The organism is Companilactobacillus ginsenosidimutans, assembly GCF_001050475.1.
Lineage (GTDB): Bacteria > Bacillota > Bacilli > Lactobacillales > Lactobacillaceae > Companilactobacillus > Companilactobacillus ginsenosidimutans.
Genome location: NZ_CP012034.1, coordinates 1,371,159 through 1,391,927 on the forward strand (window position 1 = coordinate 1,371,159; position 20,769 = coordinate 1,391,927).

The 20,769-nt window shown below is 36.1% G+C and carries 18 protein-coding genes and 1 pseudogene; 6 read left to right on the top strand and 13 right to left on the bottom strand.

The features are described from left to right. Window positions 1–59: 59 nt before the first annotated feature. Entirely contained in the window at window positions 60–1,070 is a 1,011-nt protein-coding gene (locus ABM34_RS07100) for a choloylglycine hydrolase family protein (protein ID WP_048704576.1), read from the bottom strand. A gap of 168 nt (window positions 1,071–1,238) precedes the next feature. Between ABM34_RS07100 and ABM34_RS07105 the strand changes: the two genes are divergently transcribed. Next, complete coding sequence (locus ABM34_RS07105; protein ID WP_048704577.1) at window positions 1,239–2,183, top strand: Dyp-type peroxidase; 945 nt, start codon at window positions 1,239–1,241, stop codon at window positions 2,181–2,183. A gap of 40 nt (window positions 2,184–2,223) precedes the next feature. On the opposite strand, the gene ABM34_RS07110 is transcribed toward ABM34_RS07105, so the two are convergent. From ABM34_RS07110 to ABM34_RS07120, 3 genes are all read right to left on the bottom strand, one after another. Continuing rightward, window positions 2,224–3,690, bottom strand: a complete 1,467-nt coding sequence (locus ABM34_RS07110; RefSeq protein WP_048704578.1) for a PH domain-containing protein — start codon at window positions 3,688–3,690, stop codon at window positions 2,224–2,226. Continuing rightward, entirely contained in the window at window positions 3,680–4,165 is a 486-nt protein-coding gene (locus tag ABM34_RS07115; protein WP_048704579.1) for a PH domain-containing protein, read from the bottom strand. Before ABM34_RS07115 ends, ABM34_RS07110 begins: the two co-directional genes overlap by 11 nt. A gap of 105 nt (window positions 4,166–4,270) precedes the next feature. Next, window positions 4,271–4,462, bottom strand: coding sequence for a hypothetical protein (locus ABM34_RS07120; RefSeq protein ID WP_048704581.1), 192 nt, complete (start codon window positions 4,460–4,462; stop codon window positions 4,271–4,273). Between the two features lie 258 nt (window positions 4,463–4,720). Here ABM34_RS07120 and pgtP point away from each other — a divergent pair, with 258 nt between their 5' ends. Together pgtP and ABM34_RS07130 are read left to right on the top strand one after the other, a co-directional pair. Then, window positions 4,721–6,079, top strand: a complete 1,359-nt coding sequence (gene pgtP / locus ABM34_RS07125) for a phosphoglycerate transporter protein PgtP (RefSeq protein WP_048704583.1) — start codon at window positions 4,721–4,723, stop codon at window positions 6,077–6,079. Between the two features lie 228 nt (window positions 6,080–6,307). Then, the gene (locus ABM34_RS07130) at window positions 6,308–7,417 is read left to right on the top strand and encodes an SLC13 family permease (RefSeq protein WP_048704584.1); all 1,110 of its coding nucleotides are present in this window, start codon (window positions 6,308–6,310) and stop codon (window positions 7,415–7,417) included. An 87-nt stretch (window positions 7,418–7,504) separates the two neighbouring features. Here the strand turns inward: ABM34_RS07130 and ABM34_RS07135 are convergent, their stop codons facing one another. The 3 genes and pseudogenes from ABM34_RS07135 to ABM34_RS07145 form a co-directional block, all read right to left on the bottom strand. Then, entirely contained in the window at window positions 7,505–8,032 is a 528-nt protein-coding gene (locus tag ABM34_RS07135; protein WP_064505407.1) for a ClbS/DfsB family four-helix bundle protein, read from the bottom strand. Window positions 8,033–8,156: 124 nt separating this feature from the next. Beyond that, window positions 8,157–8,645: a cysteine hydrolase family protein gene (locus ABM34_RS07140; RefSeq protein WP_048704587.1), complete on the bottom strand. Its 489-nt coding sequence runs from the start codon at window positions 8,643–8,645 to the stop codon at window positions 8,157–8,159. A 306-nt stretch (window positions 8,646–8,951) separates the two neighbouring features. Continuing rightward, window positions 8,952–9,721: pseudogene (locus ABM34_RS07145) on the bottom strand ((S)-acetoin forming diacetyl reductase). A 344-nt stretch (window positions 9,722–10,065) separates the two neighbouring features. On the opposite strand from ABM34_RS07145, the gene ABM34_RS07150 reads away from it, so the two are divergent. From ABM34_RS07150 to ABM34_RS07160, 3 genes are all read left to right on the top strand, one after another. Continuing rightward, window positions 10,066–10,347: a hypothetical protein gene (locus ABM34_RS07150; protein ID WP_048704589.1), complete on the top strand. Its 282-nt coding sequence runs from the start codon at window positions 10,066–10,068 to the stop codon at window positions 10,345–10,347. 104 nt (window positions 10,348–10,451) lie between these two features. Beyond that, on the top strand, window positions 10,452–11,093 hold the full coding sequence (locus ABM34_RS07155) for a TetR/AcrR family transcriptional regulator (RefSeq protein WP_048704590.1): 642 nt from the start codon (window positions 10,452–10,454) through the stop codon (window positions 11,091–11,093). Window positions 11,094–11,164: 71 nt separating this feature from the next. After that, window positions 11,165–12,190, top strand: a complete 1,026-nt coding sequence (locus ABM34_RS07160; protein ID WP_048704592.1) for a lipoate--protein ligase — start codon at window positions 11,165–11,167, stop codon at window positions 12,188–12,190. Between the two features lie 131 nt (window positions 12,191–12,321). Here the strand turns inward: ABM34_RS07160 and ABM34_RS07165 are convergent, their stop codons facing one another. The 6 genes from ABM34_RS07165 to ABM34_RS07190 all read right to left on the bottom strand — a co-directional run bounded on the left by ABM34_RS07165 (window position 12,322) and on the right by ABM34_RS07190 (window position 20,752). After that, window positions 12,322–12,567, bottom strand: a complete 246-nt coding sequence (locus tag ABM34_RS07165; protein ID WP_048704594.1) for a DUF3923 family protein — start codon at window positions 12,565–12,567, stop codon at window positions 12,322–12,324. A 67-nt stretch (window positions 12,568–12,634) separates the two neighbouring features. Then, window positions 12,635–14,638, bottom strand: a complete 2,004-nt coding sequence (locus tag ABM34_RS13355; protein ID WP_048704595.1) for a hypothetical protein — start codon at window positions 14,636–14,638, stop codon at window positions 12,635–12,637. Window positions 14,639–14,798: 160 nt separating this feature from the next. Then, window positions 14,799–16,802 carry an Ig-like domain-containing protein gene (locus ABM34_RS07175; RefSeq protein WP_048704597.1) on the bottom strand — a complete coding sequence of 668 codons (2,004 nt, stop codon included), beginning with the start codon at window positions 16,800–16,802 and terminating at the stop codon, window positions 14,799–14,801. A gap of 174 nt (window positions 16,803–16,976) precedes the next feature. Beyond that, window positions 16,977–18,413: a prolyl oligopeptidase family serine peptidase gene (locus ABM34_RS07180; protein WP_048704599.1), complete on the bottom strand. Its 1,437-nt coding sequence runs from the start codon at window positions 18,411–18,413 to the stop codon at window positions 16,977–16,979. A gap of 49 nt (window positions 18,414–18,462) precedes the next feature. Continuing rightward, the gene (locus tag ABM34_RS07185) at window positions 18,463–19,890 is read right to left on the bottom strand and encodes a prolyl oligopeptidase family serine peptidase (RefSeq protein WP_048704600.1); all 1,428 of its coding nucleotides are present in this window, start codon (window positions 19,888–19,890) and stop codon (window positions 18,463–18,465) included. A gap of 157 nt (window positions 19,891–20,047) precedes the next feature. Further along, on the bottom strand, window positions 20,048–20,752 hold the full coding sequence (locus tag ABM34_RS07190; RefSeq protein ID WP_048704601.1) for a VIT1/CCC1 transporter family protein: 705 nt from the start codon (window positions 20,750–20,752) through the stop codon (window positions 20,048–20,050). Window positions 20,753–20,769 lie beyond the last annotated feature (17 nt).

Here is a 20,769-nt window from a genome sequence, read left to right on the forward strand (position 1 = left end):
TAAATTTTCTTGTTTCTGCAGGCGGCAGTGAACCTCCAAACAAACAATCCAATATAACTCTATGCTTTAACATCTTCTTCGTTCAAATCGACGAATTGTTGCTCAGGCTCTACGATAAACTCCTTAGGTTCAGTCTGATTCTCCAACAAATCGTTAGTCATATCAGTCTTGTATACAGTTCTGTTTCCATAAGGAATAAAGTAGCAAGATCTGTGTGAAATATCCATAATCATTTGATATTGAGTAAAATCCGAATCACCGTTGTCTTTAACTTTTACACCCTTAGGAATTGTGACACCATCAAGCATATGCATAATTGAATTAACTGATTCAGTTGCATTGGCTGCTTGTGGCATATTTTCACGTGTAAATACTGTTCTGACAAATCTGTCTGGTGATGTGTAGCTTCCTGGCCATACTTCTAGTCCGTTGACACCATTTGGTTCTACTGTATATGTTCCAAATGTTTGTGCTTCGTATGACTTTGGTTTCATGGCTAAGAAGTTTGAAAGGTTCTTCAAATGCCAACCAAATTCTGGTGCATTTGTCATTACGTTTACTGGATCTTCTTCTAATTCTAGGCGGTGTCCTGCTCTTGGCTCGATGACATATGTTTTACCAGATACATCAGTAACTACCCAGTGTAGTGGTTGGTTCTTACCCATCACGCCCTTATCAGATTGGATAATGTGAACGTTCTTCAAGTTTTCGCGAAGTTCATCGATTGTCTTGTTGTTTCCTAGCATCCACAAAATGAATTCTTCTGAAACTACATTGATTGCGCCTTCTGTTGGTTCTGTTTCATATTCAGCTTCACCAGCAAAATATAATTCTGCTGTTGCTAATCCATATTCATTGAAGCCGTCAGCAACCATATAGTTATCACGATACTTTGCGCCTGTACCCATGATTCCATATTTGTTCTTATAAGTTTTTTTATCGAGTGAATTAATCCATTGGTAGTCCCTAGGAAGAAATGTTGGATTTCCGTTTAATACAAATGCGAAATCCATAGTTCTTGCTAAAAATTTTGTTCCATCTAATGCTTCATAACTTAGACTTGTACACATATTCGTCATCCTTCCGTTTTCAACATGTATATTACATTGTCTACTTAACCACATATTGTGTAACAAAATTGGCTCAAAATCAATAAATTAAACATTTGATATTTAAACTACCAACGTTTTTGTTATATAGTAATATCGTAAGATAAATATGTTTGCGGAGGTTATTTTATGTCAATAAATATCAAAGATGCACAAGATGTATATAAGGATGCTGGTGAAAGTGTTACTTTCGTTACTTTAAATTTGAAAAAAGATGATTTAGATAAGGATCGTGAAGTTATCGCTGAATTTGCTGACATGTCTAATTCAATCATCAATAGTATGCGCATCAGAAACCAAAACGACCAACTCGCTGTTGCTTGGGGATTTAGCTCAGATGCTTGGGATTACTTATTTCCAAACGCTCCAAAGCCAAAGGAACTAACTACTTTTAAAGAAATCAAGGGACCTAAATATACTGCACCTTCAACTCCTGGTGATATTTTCTTGCATGTTCGTGCCAAAGTTGAGTCTGTTACATATGAAGTTCTTGACCAATTTATGGAAATTCTTCGTCCAATTACTACTGTTGAAGATGAAACTCATGGATTTAGGTATCTTGAAGGACGTGCGATTGTTGGATTTATCGATGGCACTGAAAATCCAGCTGGTGTTGAATCAATGGATTACACTTTGATTGATAGTGATGAGGACAAAGAATTTGCTGACGGATCATATGCGTTTTCACAAAAATATATGCACAATATGGATGCTTGGAAGAGTCTTCCTACTGACGAACAAGAAAAAACTATTGGACGTCGCAAATTCTCTGACCGTGAATTAGATGACGACGAAAAATCGCCTAATGCTCACAACATCGTTTCCAAAGATGAAGAAGGAGGCGTCGAGCACAAGATTGTTAGAATGAATGTGCCATTTTCAAATCCTTCTAAAGATGAAACTGGTACTTACTTTATTGGTTATTCGAAGAGTTTCCACATTACTAATAATATGTTGACTAACATGTTTACTAAGAGTGATCGTCTTCTCGATTTCAGTACTCCTATTTCAGGCACCTTATTCTTCATTCCATCAAAAACAACTTTGGATATAATTGCCGAAGGTGAATATTAAAAACCATAACAAAAAACGATATCCAGCGGATATCGTTTTTTTAGTGCTTATACCAATTAACAATTTGTTCAATGTCAGAATCATTTTGATAATTAACTTTAATCTTCTTTTGAGTGGCTCCTGAGCGAACATTGACATTCAAACTAGACATATCCTTGTGTTTTAGCCAAATGCTTTGACGCTTCTCAATGAATTGAACGCTCGACCTAGGTATGAAGAATACCTGATTTGTTAAAACTTTGTTGTTCCTGATAACTAGAAAGTCGTCCGTGACTACTTCAACTTTAGATCGTTTGGCCGAAAAATATGCCGGAGTGTACCAGAACAATAATTCAGCAATGACCAAAGTTACCCAGAGCCAAGTTATCGAATGTAAAAATCCGATAGTCAATACAACGGTTACCAATGCAAAATATGTTGCGTTGCGTAAATCGTAAAAGAATGTGCGATGATCCGGACTAAAGGCTGACACTTGTTCTGCAGGTATCTTTGGAAAGAATTGTTTCAAAAATTTATTTACATCACGCTGAGCGATTACTGGCATGACGATGATATCTTTTTCCGAATCACCCTTTTTCGAATTGGAAATTATTACTAATTGCACGGTGACAATTTTCAGAAAGCTTCTGAGTAGCGGTTGTTTCAGCATTACTGCTTGAACACGATCCATTTTGATGGTAGTTTTGCGTGTCCGTAGCAATCCGCGTTCGGTTATAAATTGTCCGTCTTTTTCAGTTAATTTGAAGTGATAATACTGAATTATCAATGCGATTACGGAGCCAATGTAAAATACAAGAAGTATTGCAACCAATATTCCGATAATGATTAGGACACCAATGTGAGAGGCTTGTTGGGCAATATTCTTATATAGCGTTTGGCTGATTCCATTCTGAATTTTTCCATATGCGGCCAAAACCACCACAATTCCGGTCAGAAATGCTGGTGATGTTAGTGCAAATTTGACTAAATCTCGCCAACTGATTGTATACGTATTGCCAATATTCTCAGTAATTTTGTCTGGTTTTTCTTGAACATTTTCATTAACCTCAGAAGTTTTGAGTTTTACTGACTCATTTCGTCTATGATGATTGATCTCATCCTTCAATGTTATTGGGACAGCCTTCAGCTGAACCTCGGGCTTATCTGAATGACCAGCCGTCTCGATTTCCAGTTCTTCTAAGTTGAACGGCTTTAGGAAAAACCATTGGTTAGTCGTGATATTTTGAATTCTTTCGTAAGGTACATGATTGACCTTTTTTACGAACACACCATATTTTACAATTATTTCATCATCCAAAATTTGATAGGTGAAAAAGATAAACTTTAGCACCGTTATCGCGATGATAAATAGTACTAACACCACGACTATCCAGATCATCAATACGTCATCATCCGAGCTAGTCGCCCCAAACAAACCGGCAGCAAAAGGTATGACCATTTGTTTTATTGTGTCGAATAGGAAAAATAATAATGCGGCTATATGAAGGTGTCGAGGCTTAGATATCATTTCTAGCCTCCCGAGCCAACTTCATGATTATCTCTTTCAAGTTGTCCGCTTCATCAGTTTTCAAGCCACTAATTTCACTATGTCCGGCGGCTGTAACAATGTTAACTTTTTGTAAATCTTTCCAACGCAAGATGGGTCCTTGTTTTAAGGTGACGTTTTGAACTCTAGCAATTGGAATAATAATTTGTTTTCTGAAAAAGAATCCGTGATGAAGTTCCACTTGTCTATCATCGATATAATAAGTCCAAAAATTCCATCGATATTCGACCAAGGCCAATTCAAAGATATAGTCGAGAATACCAAATGCTAGAATAATCATCGATATCGTCATCAAGGTGTTTTTCATCCCTACTGGAGCTGCTGCATACCAAAATAAAAATGCAGCCATCACTAATAAAACTATTACAAAATCAAAGGTAGCCGAAAGACGCCAAATCTTTTTAACATCCTTTGGTAGTTTCTTTATATTATCCATATCCCAACCTCATGATATTTTCTATAAGCATATCAATATTAGAGATATTATAAAAGCCGCCCAATTTATTTTGAACGGCTCTATTTTTATATTCATTTTTTACATTTAGTGTTTCTTAATCTTTTCTGGTTCCAAACGCCAATTTTGTCTAATAAACATTAGTACAAATACTACTAGTGAAGCAACCGACAGTCCTAGGAAAATCCGGCCAACGTAAAACGAAGGATCAACTGTCATTTCAATAATCGTTAGAATCATTGAGGCTAAAATAAATAAGGCAATACGGAATATATTCATAATCTTTGTCCCCCTTTTGGCACTTTAATTATACCAATCGTTGTTTCATTTTAAAACTGAAAATGCTCTACATTAATACTTTCATCAATATGGCAAAATAATCATAATCATTGTAATCAAATTGTATAATATGACATTTTTGTTAAGCATGAAACAAAATTTTATAAATATCATTGACTTTGTATATTATTTTGTTCATTATGTAAACGGTTACTGTTTTCAACAGTTATTCAATATATTTTTATAGGGGGGAACACTATGGGCTTTTTGACACCACCAACTGCCAAAAAGATGGTACCAAAGGATAAAATTGATCCAACATATAAGAAATTACGTTGGCAAGTATTCTTAGGTATTTTCATTGGTTACGCTGGTTATTATTTATTACGCAATAATTTCTCTTTGGTAATTCCTAAGTTAGTAAACGAAGGATTTTCCAAGACGCAATTGGGGGTAGCATTTTCAGCCGTCTCCATCGCCTACGGGTTCAGTAAATTCTTTAGTGGAATAATTTCTGACCGTAGTAATGCACGAATATTTCTACCACTTGGGTTGATTCTTACAGCTATCATTAATTTGATGTTTGGTTTCATTCCTGCTCTTACTCAATCAATTACCGCAATGTTTATTTTGCTATTCTTGATTGGTTGGTTTGAAGGTATGGGTTGGCCACCTTCAGGTCGTGTTTTAACTCACTGGTACTCAGTTTCAGAACGTGGTGGTTGGACATCTGTTTGGAACGTTGCACATAATGTCGGTGGTGGTCTTATGGCCCCACTTGCTGCCGGTGGTATTGCATTCTTCGCCGCACATGTTACTGGTATGAAATCATATACTGGTGCATTTATCATCCCTGCTATCGTTGGTATAATCGTTGCCATCGCAGCTTACTTCTTAATTCGGGATACTCCGGAATCACAAGGTTTACCACCTATTGAAACTTACAAGGATGATTTCCCAAATGAAGAACATGAAATGTTTGAAACAGAGCTTTCTGCAAAAGAAATCTTGTTCCAACACGTTTTAAACAACAAATGGGTTTGGATTATTGCTTGTGCCAACATTTTCGTATATTTCGTACGTTATGGTGTTGAAAACTGGGCTCCTGCTTTCTTAACTGAAATGAGACATATTTCTTTAGCAGGTTCTTCAAATTCATACATGATTTACGAATTAGCTGGTATTCCAGGAACAATCTTTGCTGGTTGGGTATCAGATAAACTATTCCATGGGCGTCGTGGACCTGCTGGCTTCTGTTTCATGCTAGTTGTTAGTATCTTCGTTATCATGTACTGGAAAGCTACAAACTTAGTTATGATCAACATTTCTCTATTCATGATTGGATTCTTAATTTATGGACCAGTTATGTTAATTGGACTACAAGCACTTGATTCAGTACCTAAGAAGGCCGCTGGTACAGCTGCTGGACTAACAGGACTGTTTGGTTACCTATTCGGTTCAGTTGCTGCTAACGCCATTATGGGTGTCATAGTTGACCACCTTGGCTGGACAGCCGGATTCATTACAATCTTCGCATCATGTCTAATTGCTGCAGCATTATTCGCAGTAACTTGGAATTTACGTGGTCAAGAAGTTGTTCCAAAAGACGGAAAATAAATTCCCAGAGATTGCCTAATTGGTAATCTCTTTTTTTATTTCCTATAATTATTTAAATATTAGGTTTATTGCTGTTGACCCCTCACCTTCTAAAGTTCACAATGAATATTGGATTTTATTCAGCTAGTTATTATAAATAAAAATCAATATCATTATGTATAATATAGGCAACGCTATTTTTTTTACACTAATTTTATAGAGGGTACATTTCCTAGGGGAAGAACATATATGAATGTCTTAAAACGAGTTTTCTCGGACAAGGTGTTGTGGATTGCTGGTGCTGCGGCGATTATCACATCGTTCATCAGTCCACCGCAGCTTTCAGATATTAACTGGAAAACTATTACCTCATTGTTATCAATGATGATAATTATCCAGATTTATGATTACCTTGATTTATTGAAGTACTACGCCGCATATCTAACCAGACGAGCTAAAACACAGCAACAGCTCGTTTTTATGCTTGCTAATTTAGCTTTTTTCGGAGCAATGTTCTTAACTAACGATGTCACGATTCTGACATTGGTTCCACTATTCTACAAAATAACCAAGAGTTTGAAGATCAATCCTGTATATCCTGTCATCCTAATTGCGTTGGCATCCAACTTAGGTAGTATCTTCACACCATTTGGTAATACGCATAATCTATTCTTACTAACTCATTTCAACTTAGGAATTAGTCAATTTTTCATTATGTCTCTTCCAATTACGATAATTAACTACATCGCCGTGTTTGGAGTAACCAAGTTTTTTCCAAAAGATAAAATTGAATTACACAAATTACCAGAAGTTGATCTGAACATCCCACATCTAACATTGACTCTAGGTGTCACCGTGGTGATTTTCTTAGGGATTTTCTCAGCTATTCCAATGTGGGCCTCACTTGTCGCAGCACTATTATTGGTAGTATTCATCAATCCAAAAATTTTACAAGTCGTGGATTACTCGATTGTACTGATATTCATGTGTTTCTTCATTGCAGTTGGTAATATCAACCGTGATCCTTCAATTGTTAACCACTTGTCAGGATTGATTCAAACTAAAACTGGTACATACTTAACTTCTATTATCACCAGTCAATTCATTAGTAACGTTCCAACAACAATTTTGATGTCAAAATTTTCAACTAATATCCATGCAATTTTCTTAGGTACTAATATTGGTGGATTGGGTACTGTTGTTGCATCACTAGCTAACTTACTAGCCTTTAAGCAATACCGTTATTACTTCAAGGGAAATGCCGGGAAATATATGGCATCATTCTCAATCGTCAACTTTACATTATTAATAATTCTCGGAACGATTGGGTTCTTCCTGATTGACTTAATTCCGACCTAAACAAAAAAACACTTCTGAAAAAATAAAAGTACAAAACTTGTACTTAATTTTCTCAGAAGTGTTTTTGATTTAACCTAAAAAAACTACTTAGTTTGCAGCTTTTTGACGCAATGTAAAGTTTTTCCATTTGCGTACTTGTCGGCTGTAATTTGTAAATGGGGAAATGGCATTAATCCTAATCCATTTAGCTACAGGCCACATTGCCTTAGTTGTTGCCCATTTTCTTTGACCGGGTTTTAACAACTCATCCTCTGGCATCTTATCGACCCATTCTACTAATTCTTTGACTAGGGTGCCTAATTCTTTTTCCTCATTAACTAATCCTTCAGCGCCATATTTAACGTTGAAGTCCTCATACAGCTGTCTCATTTGATCCCACTTGTAACCTGGGGTTGGTGTTGTAATTTCTTGTCCACTTTCCTCTGCTTGTTCCCAGGCCAGAATCATATGGAGCCACCCGACTTGATACGAAAGCATCTCACGAGGTGTTTTATCTACTTGAGCTATTTTGTCGTCCGCCACGTTATCTGTGATTCCTTCGTACTCGTCAATGAATTTGTGATAACTTGATTTCAAATTCTCGATTAAATCAGCTGAATTTTTATATCCCTGCATATTTTCGCCACCCTTCATTGAAATTGAAAGACTTCAGACCAGACTCCCACAGAATCTATTATAGTCCTGTTAAAAGGTAATAGTAGAAAATATGCTCATAGCATATATTTTTATAAAAATATCGTTATACAAATTTCAAAAAATTGCCATTCCATATATCTTCAAAAAATTCAATTGTTTGCGTTGCGGTCATAAAATCATTGTCATATGTGGTTGTCATTTCTGGCTGCATGGTAATCTGGTAACCTAGTCCGTGAGCCATCGTGATAGTAGCGTTACAACAGTACTCAGTTTGTAACCCACAAATTTCTAATTGATCTAAATTATTTTCTGTTAATAAATCATTTAATTCAGTTTTATAAAAAGCATTTAGATGTGTCTTTTGGACAGTTAGATCATCAGGTTTAGCATTTAAATTATCTGCCAGTTCCCAATCTTTTGTTCCTTGAGTTAGTCCCTTTTCGTTGTGTTGAATGAAGATTACCGGCTTATCAGAATCTTTGTAGTCTTTTATACGGTCGTTGATTCTATCTACTAGTTCATTGAAATAGTACGCGTCGGAAAATCCTTTTTGCATATCCATTACTATTAGTACTTGTGCTTCTCTTGGCATTTTTTGGTCACCTCTGGTGTTTATTGTAGCAAAAAACAGGAACTGCTGGGTTAGCGTGTCCCTGTTTTTGAGGTGGTTGGATTTGATTCTATTTGTTTGTTTTTAATTTCAAGTTGGTGGGATTAATGTTGAACAACTTTTTGAATATGATTTCGTTTTCTTGGTTCATTTTTATCTAGCGGAAACGCTAAAAACAAAACTGACCCACACATATAAGCTGTCCAGAGCTGCGGGGGTGTTACGCACCCCTCTCCGCTATGGCCATCTTATATGCATGGGTCAAGTGCGTTTTGTTTTTGGCTCTATTTAGTTAAACACCATCCCTCCGTCAATAATCAAAGCTTGCCCTGTCATGTAATCTGAGTCTGGTCCGGCTAGATATGCTACACAGTTTGCTACGTCTTCTGGTTCTGATAGGCGTCCTAGGGCGATGTCTTTGGAAAATGTTTGCATTCCCCATTCGTCGTCTTTGCCGTTTTCTTTTCCTACTTGGTGTGCGATGTCCATCATCATTGGTGTTTTTACGATTCCTGGGCAATATGCATTTACGTTGATGCCTTCTTTTGCTAGATCACGAGCGGCTGTTTGGGTAATTCCTCTGATGCAAATTTTGTTCCACTGTACAATGCTAAGTTTGGATTGCCTACTTGTCCGGCTTGTGATGAGGCACTGATGATTTTTCCACCGTGACCTAAATCTTTGAAGGCTTTGTGCGCTGCTTGGATTCCCCAATAAACACTACCTACATTAACTGCATATACTTTTTCAAATTGTTCTGGAGTAATTGTGTCAATTGGTGTTGTTGGTCCTAATCCAGCATTATTAACAATAACGTTGAAGTCACCTAATTCGTCGACTGTCTTTTGTACTGCTGCAAATACTTGATCTCTGTCTGAAACGTCCACTTTTACAGCAATTGCCTTTCCATTTTTGTTCAATTCATCTGCAGTTTTTTGAGCACCTTCCAGATTAAAGTCTGCGACAGAAATTGCAAATCCGTCTTTTGATAATCTTTCAGCGATTGCCTTACCAATTCCTTGTGCTCCACCTGTAATCATTGCTACTTTTTGTGCCATATGAAAGAACTCCTTCTGAAAATATGTATTTTGAAAGCCTTTACAAATTAAATTATAACTCGATAAGCGACAAAAAGCATCGTATAAAGTATCAATATATTGAAATTAATATTTTAATAATTTAACCATCACATATGAAGAGTCTTGCCCTAACAGCAGTTTCCATAACCCATTTATCACATAATAAACAAAATTTAATAAACATAATACAAATATTTTGATTTTATTTGTGTTTGATTATTGACATCCATCTAAATTGAACTATACTGAAGTTGCAGTTGAGATAGTGAGTACTCACTGCGAATGTTATTAAGAAATTATTTTAGGAATAGAGGTTGATTATTATGTTTACAACAATGTTTTGGATCTTAGCAGTCTGGTTCGTAGTTAACGTTATCTGGATGTGGTTCGTGATGGACAACTCAAATCTTGAGAAAACATTTGCATGGATTAATGTCGCAGCCATCGTTATTGGTTTCTGGGTATACTTTGCAGCAACAAAGACAGCTGGCATTGACACATGGTTCAATGTTTTAAATTATGTAAATATCGTTGTCGCAGTTGTTCAATTCTACATTGGTTACCATGGCGTAAACAGCTCAAGTCACACCACTCACCAAGCTTAATAAATCTATTTATAAGTTTTTCCTACCTAAGGGCTAAATAGCATGCTATTTGGCTCTTTTTGTTTTAGACTATTAGTAACTGTCCAATAAGTGAGGAATTTACTATGAACGATATTATAAGTATTTATCAAGGATCACCCGAAACACATGGACTAACCGAAAAGCAATTAAAGATTTTTAAATCAGCAATTCAATTATTTGCTGCCAAAGGATATTCGAATACCAGCACTAAAGAAATCGCTGATAACGCTGGTGTTTCAGAAGGAAGTATCTTCAAAAAATTTAAAAACAAAGAAGAATTACTTTTCTCAATCTTAAATCCACTTTCCAGAAATATTTTGCCAAAAATTGTAAATGAATTTTCAAAGGAAACCTTACAAACTCACTACCCTACTGTTCACGATTTTGTAGCCACACTAATGAATAATAGAAATATCTTTGTTAAAAATAATCTTAACGTGGTGAAAATTTTCGTCGATGAATTTATTTATGATTTGCGCATTCGCGAGAAAATGGTAAAAGCTATTCCGTATGAATATATGAAGAGCTTCAATGACGTCTCCAATGACTTAAAAAAACGTAAGCTAATGGTCAATTGGGATAATACTGAGATATTTAGATTTATTTTTTCAGCGTTATTCGGTTATATTGCTGAACATTATTTAATATTCCCTGATATGAAATTTAACGAGGATAAAGAATTAGACCACACAATTAAATTTGTCACAAAAGGTCTGACTCCTTAGCCTTATCGCTTTGGATTTGACATGTAAAGGCATACAATATTCCTAATGACAAATTATGAGGGAGTGTTTTTATGTTTTTCATCGATACATCAAGAGACGGTAAGCCTGTTTACAACGCAATTGTGAATCAATCTTTAGATAATTATTTGGTTAATGATCTTAAGTTACCTGGACACGGATTGATTATGTATATCAACAACCCATCTGTTATCGTTGGGGTCCATCAAAACGCCTACGCTGAAGTTAATTTCCCATATCTGAAGAAAAATAACATTCAACTAGTACGTAGAACTTCAGGTGGTGGTGCTGTATATCACGACTTTGGAAATCTTGTCTTCGAAAATATTATTATTGATAACGACGACCATTTTGGTGACTACAGCTACTTTGCTCAACCTATCGTTGACGCTTTGCATGACATGGGTGCCAAGGGCGTTGAAATGCGCGGTCGTAATGATATCGTTGTTGATGACAAAAAGTTTTCTGGAATGACCATGTTTAAAGTTGGTCACTCATACGCTGCTGGTGGAACTTTGATGTTCGACTTGAGCATGGATACAGCCAGCGAAGTGCTGACTCCTGAACAAGATAAGCTTGAATCCAAGGGTGTTAAATCCGTCAACAAACGTATTACCAACATCAAGGATTATTTGGATGAACCATTCAGAAGCATGTCAGCCGACGAATTTAAAGTTGAACTATTAAAACGTATTTTCAAAGCCGACTCATTAGATGATATCGAAACATACAAACTAAACGATCATGACTGGGAAGTCATCGACTCACGCCTTCAAGGTAAATACGATACTGACGCTTGGAACTATGGTGAAAACCCCGGCTTCACCGATTATGTATCAAAACACTTTGATATCGGTACCGTCGCCTTTAACTTCTCATTAAAAGACACAAAAATCTCAGACGTCAAAATCTACGGTGATTTCATTACCGGTGGTGACATCAGCCTAATTGAGAAAGCTTTATTAGGTGCAACATTTGATGAAGCTGGACTAACAGATGCCTTATCAAAAGTCGATTTGAAAGCCAATTTGGGCAACATCGAGCCTAAACCACTAGTCGATTTATTATTATCAAAATAAAAAAGAGTGTAACAAAAGGCGTTCTGCCACCGAGCATAGCCTGTAGCTAAGCGGAGGTTGCAGCCTTTGGTTACACGTTTATAAACAAAAGGGCGATATCCTAACGGATACCGCCCTTTTTGTACTTAAATCTATTTATCTTTACCCTCAAGTTTATCCATATTCATTTTACTTTTAATGTAGTGGTAGAAAAGAACTTGTCCTACCCCAATAATTCCTGAGAAGTATAACAAAATTGCCAAAGCAACCATACGCATTTGATAAACACGTACAGGTCCAGAAAGGACAATTTGTTTATTCATTATGAAGACAAATACTGATGCAAAAACAATTACCCAGAAAATATTCAATCCCCACCAAAACTTAAAATTTAGCATAGTATAGCCCCCGAAATATATAAAATAATTATATTAAGTATATATTCCTTTTTAGACTTATACAAGGCTATGGCGTATAACTTATCGTCCAAAGTAATGTTGACTGATATTGTCCGTCATCGAAGTCGCCGTGGTGGATAAATAGTTTAAGCCCATGATCTTTGTGCCATTGAACCGAATTCATTTTTTCATCAAAGACTGTGTCACCAACTGTATAAACGTCATTCCCAATGGTAACGTGCTCGTCTTTACTCTTGAAGTATCTGAAACTAATAGGTGCAATTTTACTTGAATCATCAACATGTTTAAATTCATCGACTACTTGAATACCCAAAGTGGTCTTAGGCGGATGTCTGCGCTTATCCACTACATCTAACACAGGATGAAATTCCTCTTCTGATGCTCTATGTACAAGCTTATTTCCAACTTTTAAGCTAGTCCCAAAATCAATTGGTAAAGCATTAATTTCTAAAGTGTTCTCGTTAAATTCAGATTTATTTATATTGAACTTCTCGTATAATTCCTCGTCGGTAATATTTACATAGGCATACTCCGGTTCATAAATATATTCCTTTACTTTAGTTGAGGTAATTTTAGATCTAATCTCAACATCAACAGTTTCTTTATGAGGAATCACCACGTTTGTGATAGTTATTGATTGTTTCCCTTCATTATCCTTAAACAGAACTTCATCCAAAGTTAGATCCTTCCCATTAACAGTTACACTCTCTATCTTTTCATTTTCAACAATAGGAAAATGTAATTCTCCGGGTCTCCCAGTAACATCCGTGCTGTACGAAACATCTACCAATTTTAAAGAATGTAATATTTCATCCCCAGGAACAACGTTATTGATCTTTTCATCTGACGAATCCGCATACGGGTGTGTAATATTTTTAATCGTCTGCCTAGTGTGAATGGAAGGATGTTTTTCTGTCCCGGAGACTTTAAGATTAATTACATTTGATTTCACAGATTTTGTTTCACCATTAGTAGGATTCTTCCTAATAATTTCTGCATACACATCCGTATTATTATTTTTACGACTTACATTTGGAATGACAAATTTTGAATCTTTTCCAGATTTTTCTACTCTGTCATGATCAATGAAGAACGACCTTGTAACAGTATGCCAACGAATTATTGCCTGATTGTCTTTAGGAACGCCGTTCAAATGATATTCAGCACTAGTACCGATTGCGGCATGTTCAGTTCCACTTAATAACCACCCTACTTCAATTTCTTTGCGACCTATTGCTGTCGTCCCGTCAGCATTTTCTGCCAATGCTTCAATATAAAGTTTTCCAACATGATGATTTTGATTGACCGATATTTCACCCAGCTCTGAATCAACTGTTGCTAATTTTGTATCACTACTTTTGAATTTTACTTTTGCAGTTGAGTCCTTTGGATTCAAATGAGCCTGCGCATGAGCTTTTTGGTTTTTAAAATCTTTGTTAACAAACAAATAATCCGCGTCGGTTGTAACGCTTACGGATGCCGCATTAATTGTCTCCGATGTGAAATGCAGAATTGCCATTTCAGAATAAATATAATCATCTGAAAACAGATGCCCATAGTGTGTACTTGCCTGTAAGTATACTGTCCTTGGCTTTTTGGATGACACCTCAATATTTTCCGAGGTCTCATCGGGAATCTCTTTCCACCCATAACTTTCGTTTTTGTCATACCACTTGTAATTTGGAGCAAATAATTCAAATGGATGAGTTTCTCTAGTCTGTATCAAATACTTTTCATTCGTGTGTAAATAATATTCCTTTTTAGGTTGAATTCGATATCCAGATCGAAAAGTTAATCCAACAAAGTGAATTGGTGGTGGCGATGGCTCCCGATATGGATGAACCTTTGTCTGCTTACCATCGTCCTCCAGCGTTGAAACCTGAATTTCTTCACTATCTTCCTTACCTTCTACAACGGCGAAATCGTTTGTTTCAGCGTTTACTTTATCCCATTTAAAATGATCATTCTTAATCCAAATAAATGAAAATACAATAAGTACTAAGAACAATAATCTCAGCACTAATCTTGAATGATTAAAATTCATATTCATGTTAAATCTCATATTTATGTAATCCTTTCCATAAGATTTTTTCTATCGATATTATATCTATGGAACCATGGATTGAACACAGCAAGTTTGATATATAAATTCATATAAATTTTTTTCAAAACAAAAAAGGCTGAATATTTTTCAGCCTTTATTCCGAATATTATTTAGTTTGTGAATTGATTGAGTCTTCAAGTGTCCAGTAAAGCGTTGTGTGATAGTCACCGTCAGGAAAATTTAGCTTGTTAAATTTTAGTTTTAGCCCTTGCTTTCGATTCCAAAAAACTGACTTTAACGGTGAATTATTCATTGAGCTTGCAACTTCGAAATAATTTCCTTTTGGAGAAATTTCTATCCCGTTTTCATCATAGTTTGCCAAAGTAATTGGAACGTTTCTAACAGGTGCTCCCTTCCTTTGGAATCCACTGCTTGAAACAAAAAGTGAAATAGGAGAATATTTAATTCTTTTGTCACGTATGTCCACAAATTTTTCATTATCCAGATCTTGTTCACGATTAACATCATCTTTTTCCAATTTAGAATGTTCCCCAAAATTGATGTCCTTTGGATTAATTTCAATAGTATTCGTGCTAAATTCAGCGTGAACTGGCTTTCCAATGACGGTTTCATCAGTGTTAAAGAGGGTTCTGTATTTATAAACTGGATTGTAGTCAAAAGAAGAATCTATTATTTTATCAACTCTCGTACTTACAATTAAATCAAAACCAAAATGTCGCTTAATCGGAAAGTTTTCAAAAATAATATCTTGGTGTAATCCGTCATTCTCAATACGATAATCGGGAACGTATCCACTTGGAATAGACTCTATTTTTATGTTGGTTTCATTTATACTAATTGGAATTCTCAAATTTCCATCAACATTGTCATCATTATAGCCATATGTTTCGGAATCATCATTAAATGTAATTTTGTGCTTAAGTAATTGATGAACACCAATATTTTCTGAATTCCCGTAAATAGAAATATTGGACAACGATTGTCTAATATGCACATTTCTATTAGCACCTGGTGGCATATCCTTAACCTGGATTTTCACATGATTTGATTCCGTAGCGTTGTTTGGTAGTGGCTTATCATCAATATCCAAGGGTGTAATCACAGCATAAATTTCAGAATTATTATCTTGTAATTTGATTTCCTTGCTAATTATCTGATCGGAAATATTAGTAAATTTATGTACTTGGTTATCTAGTTTTTGAAACCATTCAATTTTTGATTTCGATAAATCAAAATCGGGATTTAGTCTGAACAGTACTGTATTTTGAAAATTTGTTTCCCCGTCGATTTCCAGCATTTTTTTTACTTGCAGTTCTTTATAACCAAAAACATTGCTGTTTCGCATATATCGTGGATTAATTATTTCCGCATTTATTTTCACAGTACCAGTTTTCCTGTTAGGATTTGCCGTAATTTTTCCAGTATATGGATCAACCGTTGCTAAATTTGTATCACTTGAACTCCAAATGACTCTTCCAGTAGCTCCCTTGGGTTGTGTTATGGCACTTGCCGAAATATATTGATCAAAGTTGGGATTGGAAACTAGATAATCTTTACTTGTATTTACTTTAATCTCTGTCGCATTAACGTCTCCCTTTATAAAATGAACAGTCGCAATTTCAGAATAAATCGGCTTGTTGAATACTTGAGGTTGAACCTCCGAATAAGCTTGATAATATCTGACTCCTTCTGTATCAGATGAATCAGTTAACACAGAGGTATCAATTGTATCGCGAGAATGTTTATTTTGACTGACTTTATCCCAGTTCACCCCATCTGAAGAAACGAACCATGAGAAATAATTTCCACCAAACCCACTACTGGCAGTATTATTCAAACCAACTTTAGCCGTAATTTGAAAATCATTTTTTAAATGGACATTATATTCCTTCATTGGTTGAGTAATAAACCCCGGGACAAAATACCAACCAGGAACATGTACAGGATTGGGTGAAATAGGTCTATTAAAATTGACCACATCAATCTCACTTTCTCCATTAGTCTGTTCAGAAACTTCATTATTATTTTGATTAATTTCTTCCGTTTGACCAGCAAAAACATTATTAGCAATTAATTTGTTTTGAAACAATATGTAACAGCCAAAAGTCGCTAACAATCCAACGGTTACTTTAAATGTAATGTTAATCATTTTTTACCGCCTATTATCAATTTCAATTGGTATATTCCATTTAGAATTCAATATAGTATACGAAATTATGAAACTATTTAACAGTACAAAATTAGTATAAAAATATATTCGAATTCTTTTGGAAATAAAAAAATACTGAGAAAAATCTCAGTATTTTTTGTTAGAAATATTTTATTATTTCCAGTTGGTTTTCTTTGTCTGTTGACTGACCCAGCTTAGCACTGTAGTTGGTGTGCCATCAGGATTCTCAGACTGCGAACCGTCATAATCTGGTGCTGGATAATCATCTAGCACATCGATCCAAGAAAAATGTCCGAGATATTGATATGGCAATCCGTCTTTACCTTTATACAAGCCAGTTCTGTCATGAACGTCATCCATAAATGTGAAATGAACATTCTTTGAACCGGCAGCCATTAACCGTTTATATGTTGGAACTGTGCTCGTTTGTGGATTTACTATCGGATCATTTCTAGATTGAGTAAACCAAATATTCTCATTTTTAATAGTAGAAATTTGTTTATTTGAAATATTTTTATCAAGATAAGCTTCACATGTTGGGAAAGCTGCTGAGAACTTATCAGGATGAATAATCATCATTCTCAACGCCATATAGCCACCATTTGAGCATCCCCCAATATAAATTTTATTCTGATCGATGTTGGGATGACTCTTGATATATTCTTTGATTAATTCAGTCAAACCTGACTCATAACGTGAACGCTGCTGGTTGCCATCAACAGTGTTTGGATAGCCCAAAGTCGTGCTGTTACTCCCTAAAGCACCGAAATCATCAGCACCAGCTTCATTAGCAGTTCTCGTGTCGAGCCAATAAGTTCTCGCCTGAGGAACCAAAATATCAGCACCATTGCCAAAATAACTTTGAATCTTATTTTGAGCCAAAGTAACCGCCTTGCTACCAAGAAGTGAGACAGGCTTAGGCTGCCAGCCACCCTCACCAGCACCATGAAGCCAAATAATCAGCGCATGCTTCTGATCGGTTGGAGCTTGGTAATAAGTGTATTGCATCTTCGTCGTCCCAAAATGTTTATCTTGGTACGTGAACGAATAATTTTTGGAAAATTTATCTAATTCTGGATATGAAACATCCGTCGTTCTTGGAGTTGGAGCAATCTTTGTTATTTCTGCACCTGATGAGGTAAACAGAGGACTATTTTGCGTAATTTGAAATTGTACGGAAACAGGAATATTTAACTGCGAATCCTGGTGAAAATAAAATGGATTTGAAACGGTTAAATCTGGGTCAACTTGTAAATTCAGTGTAATGAATCTACTACTGGCGAAATCGACCGGATTCCCTTTTGCATCAGACACATAAGCCTTGGTAACAGTTCTTTTTGTACTAGGAATATAGGTATCGCTATTACTTACATTAAATGTATCCGTGCTTAACTTTTGTGAGTTAATTGGCGTACTGGTATTAATGACCACCTGGTCTATGGCTGGTCCCCAGTCATATCCGTGAGCAACCATTTGGTAATTTGAGTTCACTGAATCGGCGTGGACTGATTCATAATTCCCCATGAATTGTAGCCCACAAATTGAAGCTATGAATGCGACTAAAACTAGAAATACTTTTTTAAATCTCATTGCTTAACCCCCTATATTACTTTTGTCGAAAATTGTAGAGTATCAATAATTATTTCCAAGATGTTACTTTATGTTGCTTTGCTAACCAACTAAACACTGTAGTGTCTGTTCCGTTACTATTCTTTGTCTGTGTTCCGTCGAATTCTGTGGCGGGATAATCATCCAAAACATTTAGCCATGAGAAGTGATCATTATATTGATATGGTTTGCCAGTATCCAAATCTTTAAATTGACCGGTTTCATCATAAACACCATTTAATAGTGTAAAGTGAACGTTTTTAGCATCGGCAGCAACTAACCGTTTATAAGTTGGAATTCCATTTTGTTGCGAATCGATAACTTTGTCTCCAGCCGATTGTGTGAACCAAATTGGTGTATCTTTGATAGCTGAGATATCAGAATCGCTGATATTTTTATCAAGATAACCTTCGCAAATAGGAAATACTGCCGAATACTTGCTTGGATCCTTCACTAACATTCTCATTGCTAAATAACCACCATTTGAACATCCACCAATGTAAATCCGACTTCGATCAACCTTAGGATGGCTGGCCAAATAATCCTGAATCAGTGCATCAAGCGCATCCTCGTAACGAGTGTGTTGAGTAATGGCATCTTCAGACGTGGTATCTTTAGTCCCCAAGCCACCAATATCATCCCTATTCTCAACAGTAGTTTTCCTAGAATCCATCCAATAAGTCTTAGCTTGTGGAATCAAAATATCAAAACCACCGTCGAAATATTTTTGGAACTTATTTGTTGCAAGGTCAACTAAGTTTGTTCCATATAATCCAACTTGATTGTTGTCATAACCACCCTCACCAGCACCGTGAAGCCAAATAACCAAGGCATGCTTTTGCTCATTTTTAGGTGAATAAGTTGTGTAATTCATATACTGTGTTCCAAAATGTTTGTCCTGGTAAGTAAATGAACGCTCTGGCGAGAAAACTTTTGCCTGCGGAGCTTTAACTTGGGTGTCAGTTTGGATTGGTGCAATATCATCAATCACTTGTCCCGACTGTGTATAAAGCTTGTGTTCCTGAGTGATTTGGTACTGCATTTTCACTGGAATGCTTAATCCGGAGTCATTCCTATACGACAGAGCTCTGGCAACATTCAAGGTTGGATGCACAGTCATGTTTAACGTTATAAATCTGCTACTAGTGGAATCAACTTTTTTTCCATCAATATCTGATAAATAAGCTTTCGTGACTGTTCTTGGGGTACTGTCAATATACTCGTTGCTGTTGCTAACACTGAACGTTTTTGCGTTTAAATCTGTCCCCTTGATTGGTTGATTAACTCGTATCACCACCTGATCAACGGCCGGTCCCCAATCATATGCGTGTTCGATCATCAGATAATCTGAATTAATGAGTTGCGCATGAACCGTCGCTGTATTTGTGACAAGCTGAGCGCCACAAACTAATGCAATTACAAAAGTCAGCCACGCAAAAAGTCTCCCCATTTTATGCATAATAAAACCCCTCCTGTACAACAATGTAACCGTTAACGTACAATCACAGTTTACTACACAAATAATGGATTTTTTTATGCTCTTTTACAAAGAAAATCTATCAAAAAAAAGGCTTGAATTTCTAATTAAGTAGAAATTCAAGTCTATGATTATTCAATTATCTTAATAATAATCCGACTCCGTAGTGAATAAACATTGTGATGATACCAACGATGACATTTCTGATGATGGCTGTTTTGACTAATCCATCACCTAATTTGGCACTCAAGTAACCCGTCAAAGCAACTGAAGCAATAACCGCTAAAATTGTACCTTGCCACTGCCATCCAATTGGCAACAAAGTCATTGCAGCAAGTGGGAAAATACCACCTGAAGATGCTGCGATTAGTGATGAGAACGCTGCATTCCAAGGACTCATGTAGTGGCCTAATTCTAGATCGTATTTAACTCTGATAACAGTTCCTAAAGCGTCTTTTTTCATTAGTGCATTTGCAATGTCGTAGGAAGTTGCCTGAGTGACACCACGATTGACATAAAATTCAGCAACTGCATCAAGTTCACTTTGGAAATCAGTCTTCAATAATTCTTTTTCTTGTTCAACGACAGCTTTTTCCGTATCCTTCTGTGAACTGACTGAGGCATACTCGCCTGATGCCATTGAGAAGGCACATGCTAGTAAATCGGAAAGGCCGGCGATAAATATTGTGAATTGATTGGTTGTTGCTACGGCGACTGAGAATAGAACACCGACAACGGTTAGGATTCCGTCATTAGAACCTAAGACTCCGGCACGTAAGGTATTTGACCGTTCTGCCATTGTTTGTTTGCGTTTTTTTGGCTTTGGAATACTCATTGTTTTCATCCTGTATTTATCCCTTT